The following is a 13,349-nucleotide window of genomic DNA, read 5'->3' as shown; positions in this document are numbered from 1 at the left end:
AAGACGTCACCTTTGTTCCGAGGCCGTGGCGAAACCGACACATGCGTCGTATCGATACCGCAACAAACCGCACTCTCTCGGCGTTGTCGCAACTCTGGTGGTTACAGTCGCAACCAAGCGGCGAGCGATATCGTCGTTGCCAGACGATATCGCGCCTGTGTAGCCGCGCGACCGATCTTGATCCCGTAACCGCCGATGGCCGCCGCCTTCCGGAATGCGTCCTCGTCGGTGACATCGTCCCCCACCGCCACCGGAAGACGTCCGGACCACGGTTCGAGACCCAGGAACATGGCCATCGCCCGTCCTTTGTCGAAACCGACCGGCTTGATTTCCAGCACGCAATCACCGTGCAATAGCGTCAAGTCGCGGTGGCGGCCGACCACATCCAAAGCCACCGCCGCGAGTTCCTCCGCCCGTTCGGGCGCCGCACGATAGTGTAGCGCTACCGAGCCGGGCTTGGTCTCGAGCAACAACCGCGTATCCGCCTCCAGGACAGGGGCGAGAGCGTTTTCGACAGGCTTCAGTGGCCATTGTGGACCGAGATAGTTGATCGGCCCCTCGGAGGACGCCCTGAACTCCAATCCATGGACGCCGGCACCGGGCAGCCTCATGCCGAGGAGGTCGTCGACCTGCGCCAAGGGACGACCGGTCAGCAACGCCAATGCGCCGCCGAGCCGGCAGGATAGTCGCTCAAGAAGCGGAGGAAGCGCCGCATCCACCCTGACGGCGTCCGGTGTGCTCGCGATTGGGGTCAACGTTCCATCGAAGTCGAGAAACAACGCCTCGCGCCCGGTCAACGCGGGCGGCTGGGGCAAGGCTACACAAGCAGAATCCGGAACCGATTTGCAGTCGGGAGCACGCATGACTAGCCAACTCCAGTGCCGCGTCGTGGTTCCTGCATGCCTGGACTGCGGTTAGGAACCCGGTTGCGTGTGAGGGAAGTCATTCGCCGCGAACTCGAGGGATCTCCCTCAGGCCAGCCCCTTTTGAGACAGGCATGTCATTAACCTTCAGATCACCGAAAGTCTTCACGATGCCATGAAGCTTCGCGTCCCTGTAAGCGCAAGCACCTCTCCCAAGGCTTGGACCTGAGATGCCAAATCCGGGAGAAATTGATCGCGTTCCTACGGCGGGAATATCCCGAAGGAAGACCAGAACAACGCTGGTCATCGACACAAAATTGGACTTGGTGAACTTTCCGCTGGGAAATTTGTCCTGACCACTTTCCTGTACTGATATCGCAATGAGTGACTATCCTGTGATAAGCTAGGCGTGTTTTCCGATGCGTTATGGGGGGAGCCATGAAAACGTATCTAGGCGCGGGACTGTTCGTGCTCGTCTGGGCGGTCGCCGCCCCGGCACTGAGCGCGACTATTGATTTCTCCAAAAGCGAGCCGGACGCCGTCGGTTTGGCGGAAACCGCTTGGCAAGAATCCATCGCCGAGGCCAAGGAGGCTGGCGCCTCGGTCAGTATCCGCGCCCTGAAGCACGACCTGAATGCCGATGGAAAGCCGGAAATTCTCGGCGAACTCAATTCCGAATATCTGTGTGGCCGCAGCGGCCCATGCTTCTTCGTGATGTCGTCCGCCAACGGGAAGTTCGACGTGATGTTCAGCGTTCCCGGCGTGGAGACCGTCAGGCTCACCGATACGAAAACCGCGGGTTGGCTCGACATCATGCTGAACGATGACGACCGGTATCGTTACAACGGCGCGACCTATTCATCCCAGTAGCGCCTTGGACGGCGGCGGGAACGCCGCCGCGTGAAATCGGGCACCGTTCCACCTTTTGGCGTTCTCGGACTTGAAATCTGGACCGAGGACCGCGACGCTGTGCTTCGGACGGCAGAGGTGACATCCGGGTGCGCAATCCCCTAACGGGCACATCGAAAGACCACGGGACCGAACGGGGTGTCAGACATATCGCCTGGACCGCGCCGTGAGCGATCGCGAGCCACCGACCGTTACCGGGTTTCCATCGCTGATCGAGCTTCTCGACTTGCTGGTCGATCCTCACACGGGCGAGCATCTCTCGGCCGCCGACGCTACAACGGTTACCGTTGTCAAACTCGATGGGTCGTGGCGGCCTGAGATTGCCGAAACACGACTCGCCGCGCCCCGATCGGGCGTGCTGATCGGCATCGACCAAGACGGCGAGGTACCGGAAGGACTGGGCGGGATTTTCGACGTGCTGATGACCAGCCATCCCTGCCCCAACCGCGAATGGGTAAGCGTGGTGCCCGAGGCACTACCGCTCGAGGCAGAAAGACTGCATCGGCGGGCCCTCGCCAATCCGCTTGCCGCCTCGGTCTTCGCGAGGGTTTTGCGGTTGAGCGAACGCCTGCCATTCACCGACGGCCTCGTTCTCGAATCCGTCGGGTACTCGGCGCTTCTGACGGGCGCCGAATTTCGCCGCTGGCGCGAGGCCAATCCGCCCAGGACGCGCGCCCCGAACGTCGACACGCTGGTGACACTGTCGCGCCGCAAACACAGCCTGCGCATTACCCTGAACCGGCCGCATCTCCACAATGCGCTCAACGACGCCATGGGGCATCAGCTGGCCGAGGCGTTGCGCAATGCGGCGGCCGATCCGGCCATCGAACGTATCACGCTGGACGGCAAAGGCCCGTCATTCTGCAGCGGCGGCGACCTCGCCGAGTTCGGTAGCGCCACGGACCGGCCATCCGAGCAGGGCATTCGTCTGGCACAGTCGGTCGCCGGCATGGTGCAGGATTGCGGAGACGCTCTGTCCGCCCACATTCACGGCGCGTGCTTCGGCGCCGGCATCGAGATTCCGGCGGCGGCACGTTCGGTGGTCGCCGCGCCCGACGCGCGCTTCTATCTGCCCGAAGTGCACATGGGCCTGATCCCCGGTGCCGGCGGCACCGTCACCATCCGGCGGCGGATCGGCCGGCACCGCACCGCTTGGTTAGGGCTGTCAGGAAGGCCGCTGACCGCCATGGAAGCCTTGGCCTGGGGCCTCATCGACGGCATCGAGGCGCACGCCTGAACGACCCGCCGTAGACATCGGAAACGCCATTCCGTGCGCGTCCTTCCGGTTACCGATCCTGTTTCAGCGCCCAGCCATAGGCGTGGTAGCTGAGATCGGCCGTGTCCCGCGTCCCGTTGGTGAAGCTGCCCAGGGCCAGCGCCGCGCGGTCCAGGCCGTGGCGGGTTTCCACCCAATCCATCACCACGGTGCGGTCACGGATGCGCCATTCGTCGCCGCGTCGCTCGAACATGTCAGCGTAGCGGCCAGCGGCGACGTCAACGACCGCGCCGGCGTCCTCGTTTCTGGTGTGGTAGGCGACGAAATAGGTTTCGGCCGCGGCGCGGTCGCCGGTGACAGCGATGTTGGACTGGCCGATGAAATGCATGGTGGCTGTGAACGCGTCTCGCAGCATTGAGATGATGAACGCCGAGAAATCCTTGCCGGGACCGACATAGATGCCGTGATTGTCGGTGGCATCCTCCCAGTAGACGCTGTCGATCAGGGCCGCGTCGAGCCGGTCGATGCCGCGGCAATACCGCTCCAGGACCTGGCGAATGCAGTGATGGGCGATGACCTCGTTGAGCGTGTCCTGCATCGGCGCGTCCCTCCCCGGACATTGGTTCGTGCCTATCACGGCGGTCACGCCGGCATCTTGACCGGCGGCGACAAAACAGGTGCTCGGAACGACAGAATCCGCCGCCTTCGGCGCGCCAGCCGCCGCCTCCCGCCGGGATAATTGTCGTCAAAGATAAAGACGCGCGCCGAACCCGGCACCCATTATTTGCCTGACGCCAGGGATCGCGGCTTCGGGGAACAGAAGCGGCGTTGCGGGGAAACGAGGGGATGGGTGCCATGGGAAGCGTGACAATGAGACATCTTTACCTGTCGGGGGTCGCCATGCTGTGCGCGTCGGCCGCAGCACCGGCCTGGGCGCAGGATGCGCCGCCACCGGGCACACCCGTTGCGGCGGCGGCGCCTTCGGCCGTGGGCGAGGTCACGGTGACGGCGCAGCGCCGTGCCGAGCGGCAGGAGGACGTACCGATCTCGATCACCGTGCAGACCGGCGCGCAGCTCGAGGCGGCGGGCGTCGACAACCTGCGCGACCTGGCGCTGGTCACGCCGGGCCTGACCCTGCAGGCACAGGGCAATTTCGTCCAGCCGGCCCTGCGCGGTATCACCACGCTGGTCACCGGCCCGGGTTCGGACAACCCGATCGCGCTCTATATCGACGGCGTCTATGAAGGTACCCAGGCGGGCGCGTCCATCGACCTGCCGGACATCGATCGCATCGAGGTGTCGAAGGGACCGCAGGGCACGCTGTTCGGGCGCAACGCGACCGGCGGCGCGATTCAGATCTTCACCCGCTCACCCAGTTTCGAGACCACGGGCAGCGTCAGCGCCACCGCCGGCCTATATGACGGCGCGGGGACGAGCCGGTCATCCTACGACCTGGGCGTCAAAGGCTTCATCAGCGGGCCGCTGGTCGCCGACAAGGTGGCGGCCAGCTTCTCGTTCGCCTACCGCAACGTGGACGGCTATTCGCGCAACATCGTGCCCGGCGTACTGCCGGCGGTGGGTAACAATTACGACAGCGACCGGATGGACTGGCTGCGCTCGTACACGCTGCGCGGCAAGCTGCTGTTCACGCCCAGCGACCGGGTGACGATCCTGGCGACGGCCTATTACATGCAGCGCTCGACGGACCACGGCAGCGTCGGCCTGCCGTCCGATGGACTGACCGCGGCGTCGCTGTACCCGGACGCGATCTTCGGCACGCGGCCGTGGCAATACGCGTATGACGCGCCCGATCCGCTCACCAAAATCCAGAACTATGGCGGCAGCCTGAAGATCGACATCGACACGGGCATCGGCACGTTCACCTCGACCAGCGCCTATACGCTCAGCCGCTACCAGGAGCGGGTCGACGTCGATGCCGCGTATTCGCCGCAGTGCCTGGCGGCCGCGCCGTTCACCTTCGCCTGCCTGGCGTTCAAGGACGAACAGCCGAACGACAATTTCTTCCAGGACTTCCTGTTCACGTCGGAGCGCATGGGACGGATGACGTTCCTGGTCGGCGGTAACGTGTTCATCAGCAACGGCAAGATCCCGGCATGGATCAACGATTTCACCAATGGCGCGCTGCCTGGCGCGCCGCAGGTGGTCTATCCGCCGCTGCTCATTGCTACCACGAAGGTCAAGACCAAGGCCTACGGCATCTTCGCCCAGGGCGATTACGAGGTGGTCGACGGGCTGACGCTGACGGCGGGCGTGCGCTACAGCTACGAACGCAAGACCGGCTTCGTCACCTTTTTCGGCGCGCCGTATTTCGAATTCGCCGACCCGCACTGGGACAGCGTCACGCCGCGCGTCGGCATCCGTTATGAGATATCCGACCGGACCAACGTCTATGCCACGTTCTCCAAGGGTTTCAAGAGCGGCATCCTGCCAATCCTGACGGTGGGCCCAGCGGTGAATCCGGAAACGGTCACCGCCTACGAGGTCGGCTTCAAGACGGCCCAGGCCCATTACAGCCTGAACCTGGCGGGCTTCTATTACGACTACAAGAACCTGCAGATTCAGTCGTTCACCGGCACCGCGATCATTCCGACCAACGCCGCCTCGGCGCGGATCTACGGCCTGGAGTTCGATGGCACGGCGCAGTTGACCGAAGGGCTGTCGGTCCGCGCGGGCCTGACCTGGATGCCGAAAGCCGACTTCACCGACTTCCCCAACGCGGCCGGCTTCGGCCCGCCAATCGGGCTTGGCGGCCTCGGCGCCATTATCGGTGACGTCAGCGGCGACCGGCTGATGCGCGCGCCGAAGATCAGCGCCGTGCTGTCGCTCAACTACGTGGCCAGCGTGCCCGGCGGCGAACTGACCGTCGCGCCCAGCCTCTACTACACCAGCAAATACCTGCCCTACGATCCATTCGGCGTGCTGGTCCAGGGCGGCTATGCGCGGGTGGCGGCCGAGATCAGCTACCAGCCCGATGGCAGCAATTGGCGCTTCTCGCTGTGGGGACGAAACCTGACCAACACCAAGTCCTACAGCTCGACGACCATCTCGGCGGGCGCGGCGCGCGTGTCCTATGAAGAACCGCGCGAAATCGGCCTCACGATAGATTATGACTTCTAGCTGACATGGGCAGGGAGACGGGGATGTCATCGGCACCGATCAGCTTCAGCGATCCGGAAATCCAGCGCTGCCCGTTCGCCGCCTATGCCGAGGTGCGCAAGGCGGGGCCGGTCTACCTGGACCCGCGCAGCGGCTTCTACATCGTCACCGGTTATGACGAGATCCGAAAGGCGGCCAGCGATCCGGCGACCTTCTCCAACGTCACCGGCCAGCTGATGGTGAAGAACGCGCCCTATCAGGCGAAGATCGACGCCATCTATCGCGAGAAGGGCTATATGCCGGTAACCGCGCTGGTGGCGTCCGACCCGCCGATCCACACCATCCACCGCGCCCTGGTCGACAAGGTATTCACCATCACCCGCGTGCGCAGGATGGAGGAATATCTGGAAGGCGTGGTCGATGAGATGATCGACGAGATCATCGATGACGGCGAGGTGGAATTCTATTTCAACCTCGCGGTGAAGATTCCCAACCACGTATTGTCGGACCAGATCGGCCTGCCGCGCGAGCGCTATGCCGACTTCAAGCGTTGGGCCGATGCCATCGTGCAGGAGAACGACCCGGACAATGGCGAGGCGCGGCAGATCGAGCTGACGCATACCATCTGCGAGTTGCAGCACTTCATCGTCGCCCGCGCCGAGGAATACCGGGCGGCACCGCGGGAATGCATCCTCAGCGACCTGGTCCACGCCGAGGTCGATGGCAGGCGGCTGTCGATCGAGGAGATCATCCAGATCGTCGAGCAAATGCTGCCGGCGGGCAGCGACACCACGGTGGGCGCGCTGGCCAGCGCCATGTACCGCATCGTCACCACGCCCGGGCTGGAGCAGCAATTGCGCGCCGACCCGTCGCTGATCACGAAATTCGTCGAGGAGGTGCTGAGGCTCGACGCGCCGGTGCAGGGACTTTGGCGGCGGGCGACGCGCGCCACCGAAATCGGCGGCACGCCGATCCCGGAAGGCGCGATCATCGTGCTGCGCTACGGCGCCGGCAACCGCGACCCGGAAGTGTTTCCCGATCCAGACACGCTCGACGTCAACCGGGGCAACGCCCGCAAGCATTTCGCGTTCGGCACCGGCGCGCATTTCTGCGTCGGCAACCAGCTGGCGCGCGGCGAGCTGCGGGTCGCCATCGCGGGCATCCTGAAGCGCATGGGCAATCTGCGGCTGGCGCGCGGCGAGGATGGCATCGGCTGGCAGACCCACTTCTTCGCCTATGGGCCGAGCCGCCTGGAAATCGCCTTCGACAAGCTGTGACGGCTTACTCGGTGCCGGCGATGGCCTTGCGGTACTTGCGCGGCGAGCTGCCGAACCAGCGGTAGCAGCTGCGCGTCAGCACCGACGGCTCGCTGTAGCCGAGCATCGCGGCGACGCGGGTCAGCGGGATGCTCGGCTGGCCCAGATAGCGCAGCGCGGCATCGCGGCGGACCTCGTCCTTGATCTCCTCGAAGTTCACGCCCTCGTCCCGCAGCCGGCGCTGCAGCGTGCGCGGGTGCATGCCAAGGGCCGACGCCACTTCCAGGTGCAGGCAGCCGCCATGGGGCAGCAGCCGGGTGGCAATGGACCGAACCTTGGCTGACAGCGGTTTTGCCGCATCGGGAAACTGGGTATCGATGAACGAGGTCGCCATCTCGTAGAGCTGCTGGCTGCGGTTGGCGATCGGCACGGCCAGGTCGCTGCGGTTGAGGAAGACGGCGTTGAACGGCGCGTTCATCTCCACCCGCGCGCCGAAATAGCCGGCGTAGCGCTCGGGCGGCGAGATGTGGTCGTGTGCGAACCAGATTTCCTTCGCGCGCACCGCCCCGCCGGAGATGGTCAGGATGGCGTGGTGCATCAGCGCGATACCGTGCTCGATGGCCTGTTCATGGTGCAGCAGCCGATCGAGATGAATGCCCCAGCTGATGGCAACGCGCCCGTCGGAATCCATATCGATGTTCAGGTCGCCAACCGAGCTGTAGGCATTCAGGTGCTGGGCGCAATAGCGGTAGGCGTCGCCCAGGGTCGCGGCGTTGGCCATGGCCACCTCGAGCGGTCCCAGAACCGCGGCACCGCCCTGGCGGGACGCGAATACCAGCCCGAAATCCGGACGGTCCAGCTCGATGGCCGTGCGGTGCAGCAGCCGGATCATCTTGCGGTAGGGAATCATCGTGCCGGGCTGGTCGAGCAACGCGATGTCCAGCGGCTCGCGCGCCAGGATCACCTCCGGGTTGCCGCCCAAGCGGCGCACCACCTCGGGATAGAGCCTCAGCGATTCGATCCTGACCAGGGCAGCCCTGGAATTGGCATCCGCGGCATGGACATCAGGGCCTCGATCATCAACGGCGACAGTAGGCATTGGTATAGCTCCCCGCTGGTCCCGATTCCGGGCATCCTTTTTGAGAACCACGTCGCGAGCGCGAAAATGAACGCTCGAGCGCACCCCTGCCGCCGAATATCCGGGGATTGTCGTCAAATATCAAGATATTGCCGGACAGCCTCCATAGGATCAGGGTACCGGAGACTGCATTTGCGGGGAGCGCAGGCGGGTGAACGAGCAGACATCGCGGCGTGATGCTGGCGGGTGGACCGTGCGCTGGAACGGCGCGCTGGCCGAGCAATGGGTGCGGTCGGGCGACTGGCTGAACCGCACCATCGCCGCCGATGCCGCCGCGCTGGTGCATGCGGCGCCGGACCGGATCCAGATGATCGACAACGGCCTGGCGCTGACCCGCGGCCAGCTCCACGATCGCGCCCTGCGGCTGGCCGGGTGGTTCGACGCTATCGGCCTCGCGCCGGGCGCGGTGATCTCGTTCCAGCTGCCCAACTGGTGGGAAGCGGCGGTAATCAACCTGGCCGCGGCGATGACCGGCGTTGTGGTCAATCCGATCGTGCCGATCTACCGGGACGCCGAAGTCGGCTACATGCTGAACGAGGCACGCACCCGCGTGGTGTTCGTGCCGCGCCTGTTCCGCAATTTCGACCATGCGGCGATGATGGCGCGGCTTGCACCGTCGTTCGACGCGGCGCCGCTGCTGGTCACGGTGCGCGACCGGGCCGACGGCTTCCTGTGCTTCGACGACCTGCTGAGCGGCGCACCGCTCGCCGAGACGCGCACGGTCGATCCTGACGCGGTCAAGCTGCTGATGTACACCTCGGGGACGACCGGGCGGCCGAAAGGCGTGCTGCACTCCCACAATACGCTGAACGCGGATTCGGTGAAGATGACGGCCGCCATGGGTCTGGGCCCCGAGGATCGGACATTCTCGCCGTCTCCACTTACCCATATCAGCGGCTATCTGTGGGCGCTCAACGCGCCGTGGACCTGCGACGTGCCGGTGGTGATGACCGACGTCTGGAACGCCGCCGAGGCGTTCGACGCGATCCGCCGTCACGGCTGCTCGTTCATGCTGGGCGCGACGCCGTTCATGCAGGACCTCGTGGCGGTAGCACGCGAGCGCGGCGAGACGCTGGACAGCCTGCGCTATTTTCTGTGCGGCGGCGCGTCCGTGCCGCCCAGCCTGATCCGCGAGGCAGCCGCCTGCTTCCCCAACTGCATCCCGTTCCGGGTGTTCGGCGCGACGGAGGCGCCGACCATGACGCGAGGGCCGTCGTCGCGGGAAAATCTTGCGCTGGCGGCAGAGACCGACGGGCAGCTTTATCGTTGCGAGGTGCGCATCGTCGATCCGGTATCCGGCGCGCCCTCGGGAGACGGCGAGGAAGGTGAGATCCTCTCGCGCGAGCCCAGCATGGCGCTGGGCTATGCCCGCCCGGAAGACAATCAGGACGCGTATGACGCGGACGGGTTTTTCCGAATGGGCGATTTGGGCCGGCTGGTCGAGGGCGACCATCTGGTGTGTACCGGCCGCAAGAAGGACCTGATCATCCGGGCCGGCGAGAACATCAGCGCCCGGGAGATCGAGGACGTGCTGTTCCGCGACCCGGCGATCACCGAGGTGGCCGTCGTCTCCATGCCCAGCGCCCGCACCGGCGAGGCGATCTGCGCTTTTGTCGTACCGGTGGCGGGTGCGTCCGTCGACCTCGCCTTTGTGGCAGCGTTGGTGCGCGACGCGGGGCTGGCCAGGCAGAAGACTCCGGAATGCGTGATCCTGGTGGCCGAGCTGCCGAAGACCGCGTCCGGCAAGGTCCGCAAGGACAGACTGCGCGACATGGCCGCGGCTCATTCCCGCGAACGGAAAGCGATGGCATGAAGCTGGACTTCTCGCCCGAGGACGAGGCCTTCCGACAGGAGGTGCGCGATTTCATCGCCGCCAATCTGCCGCCCACGCTGGCGCGGCGCGAGGCCATGGGCTTCCATAACGACCGCGCGACGGTCACGGCCTGGCAAACGGCGCTATACCGCCGCGGCTGGACCGCACCGGGCTGGCCGGTCGAGTTCGGTGGTACCGGCTGGTCGCCAGTGCAACGCTACATCTTCGAGCGGGAGTGCGGCCTCGCCAATGTGCCGGAGATCTGCCTGATCGCCCTGTCCATGGTCGGGCCGGTGCTGTGCAGGTTTGGATCGCCGGCGCTGCGTGAGCGTTTTCTGCAGCCGATTCTCAGCGGCGAGTATTGGTTCTGCCAGGGCTTCTCCGAGCCGGAGGCCGGGTCCGACCTGGCCAGCCTGCGGACACGCGCGGTGCGCGATGGCGGAGACTGGGTGATCGATGGCCACAAGATATGGACCACCGACGCCCACATGGCGGACTTCATGGTCTGTCTGGCGCGCACCGATCCGGCGGTGAAGCCGCAGGCGGGGTTGTCGATGATCATCGTGCCGATGGACGCGCCGGGCGTCACGGTGCGCGGCATCGAGACCCTCGACAGTGACCACCATGTCAACGAGGTGTTCCTCGACAATGTGCGGGTGCCGGCGGGCAATCTGATCGGCGAGCCCAACAGCGGCTGGACGCAGGCCAAGTTCCTGCTGGAGCACGAGCGAACGCACAACGCCTATGCCGGCATGCTGTGCCGCTATATGGCGCGGATCCCGGCGCTGATCGACGCCGAGCGGTCGAATGGGCTGCCGGAGGCGCAGGCGGCCGAATACCGACGCCGCCACGCCCGGCTGGCCATCGACGTGGAAGCGCTGGAATGGTCGGTATTGCGGGTGCTGGCGGGACAGCCCGGACCGGCGCTGGGCGCGGCGGCGTCGGCCCTGGCGGTGCGCGGCGCCCAGTGCCTGCTGCACGCGGCGGATCTGGAGCTGGCGATCCTGGGGCCCCAGGTGGCGCCCGCGTTTCGGCCGGAAGACAGCACGCCGCTGCCAGCCCTCGCGCCGGCGGCCGCGGCAGGCCGTTCGACGCAATATCTGTACTGGTGGGCGGCGACCATCTTCGGCGGGTCCGACGAGGTCCAGCGCACCATCATCTGGAACACGCTGTACCGCTGAGGCGGAAGTCGGAGGCGCGGTTGGATTTCACCCTGAACAGCGAACAGTCCATGCTGCGCGACAGCGCGCGGCGGTATCTGGCACAGGCCGGCGGCGCCTCCTGGCAGGGCTATGCCGACATGGGATGGCTGGGCATCGCCGCGCCAGAGGATGCGGGCGGTCTGGGCGGCGGCATGGCGGAGCTGGCGATCCTGACCGAGGAAATGGGACGGGCGCTGGCGCCCGGTCCGTTCATCGACGGCGCCGTGCTGGCGACAAGGCTGGTCGATCGACTGGCCGCAAGCGACGCGCGGGGGGCGCTGCTGCAGGAGATGATCGCCGGCACACGGCGCCTCGTGCCGGCACTGTACGAACCGGGCATCCGCTACCAGCTGACGCCCCGCACCCACGCAGCGCGCGTCGGCGCTGGCTACCGCCTGTCGGGCACCAAGGTGCTGGTGATGGACGGCGCGGCCGCCGACGGCCTGCTGGTCACGGCGTCACTGGAGGGCGGCGTGGGCCTTTTCCTCGTGGATCGTGAGCAACCGGGTATCGATTGCCGGACGTACAGGACGGTCGACGGCAGGGACTGCGCCGATTTCCGATTGGACCTGACGATCCCCGCCGACCGGCTGCTGTCGGCCAAGGCACTGGATGCCGTGGAAGACGCCCTCGACGAGGCGCGGCTTTGCCTGTGCGCCGACATGCTGGGCGGCATGGACAGCGCCATCGAGATGACCGCCGAATACCTGAAGACCCGCACCCAGTTCGGCCAGAAGCTCGCCAGCTTCCAGGCGCTGCAACACAGCGTGGCCGACCTGTTCATCGATGCCGACAGCGTCCGCTCCAGCGTGCTGCGGGCGATTCCGGCGTTCAGCCGCGGGAGGGTGGAGCGCCAGAAGGCGGTCTCGGCCTGCTGGGTCAATACCTTCGAGACGGCCAAGCGCGTCACCGGCATGGCGGTGCACCTGCACGGCGCCATCGGCTTCACCACCGAATACCGCGTCGGGCATTATCTGCGCCGGGCCATCGTTTCCGAGCGCCGTTTCGGCGACGTGGAGTTTCACCTGGAGCGGTATATGAACGGTTAAGTCCTGGTGAAGACCGGCGCGCGTTTCTCCAGGAAGGCCATCACCGCCTCGCGGTGGTCGTTCGACGCCATGGTCAATGCCTCGAGGCCGATATGGGCCTCGGCGCTGGCGACGGCGTCTCGGCCCAGCGCCATGTTGATCGACCGCTTGGTGGCGCGGATCGCCAGGATCGCGCCGCCCGAGAGCCGGTCCGCATAGGCGTTCACCGCCTCGTCCAGCGACTCGGGTGGGACCGCCTTTTGGATCAGCCCGATGGCGGCGGCCTCGGTCGCGGTCAGCGGCTCACCGGTCAGCAGGTGATGTCGGGCGCGGGCATAACCGATCAAGCGCGGCCAGATCAGCGCGCCGCCGTCGCCGGCCGACAGACCTATGCCCACATGCGGATCGGCGATGCGCGCGGTGTCGGCGGCGATCACCACGTCGCACAGCAACGCCAGCGTGGCGCCGAGTCCCATGGCATGGCCGTTGAGACGAGCGATCACCGGCTTGTCGAGCGACAGCATGGCGTGGACGATGTGGGGCGCGCGGGACATCAGCGCCGAGCGCAGCGCCGCGTCCTCTGTGGCGCGCTTCATCTCTTCCAGGTCCGCGCCGGCCGAGAACGCCTTGCCCGCGCCGGTCAGGACGACGACGTCGCAGCCGTCGTCGCGCGCGACGTCCTGGAAAACAGTGGATAACTCGTCATGCAGCGCCCGGTTCACCGCGTTGAGCGGCGGGTTGTCCAGCGTCAGGGTAAGAATTCGCCCGCGCCGGCTCGCGACCATATGCCGATAGTCGCCATACATG

Annotated in this window: 11 protein-coding genes; 7 read left to right on the top strand and 4 right to left on the bottom strand. The window is 65.9% G+C overall.

Annotated elements, in window-relative coordinates; all coding sequences use genetic code 11:
- Positions 1-101: 101 nt before the first annotated feature.
- Complete coding sequence (gene otsB / locus WJU17_RS16245; RefSeq protein WP_346328439.1) at positions 102-863, bottom strand: trehalose-phosphatase; 762 nt, start codon at positions 861-863, stop codon at positions 102-104.
- A gap of 438 nt (positions 864-1,301) precedes the next feature.
- Between otsB and WJU17_RS16240 the strand changes: the two genes are divergently transcribed.
- Positions 1,302-1,733 (top strand): hypothetical protein, encoded by a 432-nt coding sequence (locus WJU17_RS16240; RefSeq protein ID WP_346328438.1) that lies wholly within the window; start codon positions 1,302-1,304, stop codon positions 1,731-1,733.
- A 205-nt stretch (positions 1,734-1,938) separates the two neighbouring features.
- Complete coding sequence (locus tag WJU17_RS16235; RefSeq protein WP_346328437.1) at positions 1,939-3,009, top strand: enoyl-CoA hydratase/isomerase family protein; 1,071 nt, start codon at positions 1,939-1,941, stop codon at positions 3,007-3,009.
- Positions 3,010-3,058: 49 nt separating this feature from the next.
- On the opposite strand, the gene WJU17_RS16230 is transcribed toward WJU17_RS16235, so the two are convergent.
- Positions 3,059-3,586 carry a nuclear transport factor 2 family protein gene (locus tag WJU17_RS16230; protein ID WP_346328436.1) on the bottom strand — a complete coding sequence of 176 codons (528 nt, stop codon included), beginning with the start codon at positions 3,584-3,586 and terminating at the stop codon, positions 3,059-3,061.
- A 272-nt stretch (positions 3,587-3,858) separates the two neighbouring features.
- Between WJU17_RS16230 and WJU17_RS16225 the strand changes: the two genes are divergently transcribed.
- A complete protein-coding gene (locus tag WJU17_RS16225) occupies positions 3,859-6,126 on the top strand; it encodes a TonB-dependent receptor (RefSeq protein ID WP_346328435.1) in 2,268 nt (755 codons plus the stop codon).
- Positions 6,127-6,149: 23 nt separating this feature from the next.
- Positions 6,150-7,382 carry a cytochrome P450 gene (locus WJU17_RS16220; protein WP_346328434.1) on the top strand — a complete coding sequence of 411 codons (1,233 nt, stop codon included), beginning with the start codon at positions 6,150-6,152 and terminating at the stop codon, positions 7,380-7,382.
- A gap of 4 nt (positions 7,383-7,386) precedes the next feature.
- On the opposite strand, the gene WJU17_RS16215 is transcribed toward WJU17_RS16220, so the two are convergent.
- The gene (locus tag WJU17_RS16215) at positions 7,387-8,460 is read right to left on the bottom strand and encodes an AraC family transcriptional regulator ligand-binding domain-containing protein (protein ID WP_346328433.1); all 1,074 of its coding nucleotides are present in this window, start codon (positions 8,458-8,460) and stop codon (positions 7,387-7,389) included.
- Between the two features lie 190 nt (positions 8,461-8,650).
- Between WJU17_RS16215 and WJU17_RS16210 the strand changes: the two genes are divergently transcribed.
- The 3 genes from WJU17_RS16210 to WJU17_RS16200 are packed head-to-tail and all read left to right on the top strand — an operon-like array spanning position 8,651 to position 12,563.
- The gene (locus WJU17_RS16210) at positions 8,651-10,312 is read left to right on the top strand and encodes an AMP-binding protein (RefSeq protein WP_346328432.1); all 1,662 of its coding nucleotides are present in this window, start codon (positions 8,651-8,653) and stop codon (positions 10,310-10,312) included.
- Entirely contained in the window at positions 10,309-11,493 is a 1,185-nt protein-coding gene (locus WJU17_RS16205) for an acyl-CoA dehydrogenase family protein (RefSeq protein WP_346328431.1), read from the top strand. Before WJU17_RS16210 ends, WJU17_RS16205 begins: the two co-directional genes overlap by 4 nt.
- 20 nt (positions 11,494-11,513) lie before the next feature.
- Positions 11,514-12,563 (top strand): acyl-CoA dehydrogenase family protein, encoded by a 1,050-nt coding sequence (locus tag WJU17_RS16200; RefSeq protein WP_346328430.1) that lies wholly within the window; start codon positions 11,514-11,516, stop codon positions 12,561-12,563.
- Here the strand turns inward: WJU17_RS16200 and WJU17_RS16195 are convergent.
- Positions 12,560-13,348 carry an enoyl-CoA hydratase-related protein gene (locus WJU17_RS16195; RefSeq protein ID WP_346328429.1) on the bottom strand — a complete coding sequence of 263 codons (789 nt, stop codon included), beginning with the start codon at positions 13,346-13,348 and terminating at the stop codon, positions 12,560-12,562. The genes WJU17_RS16200 and WJU17_RS16195 overlap by 4 nt on opposite strands.
- Position 13,349 lies beyond the last annotated feature (1 nt).

Origin of the sequence: Iodidimonas sp. SYSU 1G8 (genome assembly GCF_039655775.1) — a bacterium.
GTDB lineage: Bacteria > Pseudomonadota > Alphaproteobacteria > SMXS01 > SMXS01 > RI-34.
Note: the sequence above shows the minus strand (reverse complement) of the source record. Positions and strands in the feature narration are given on the sequence as shown.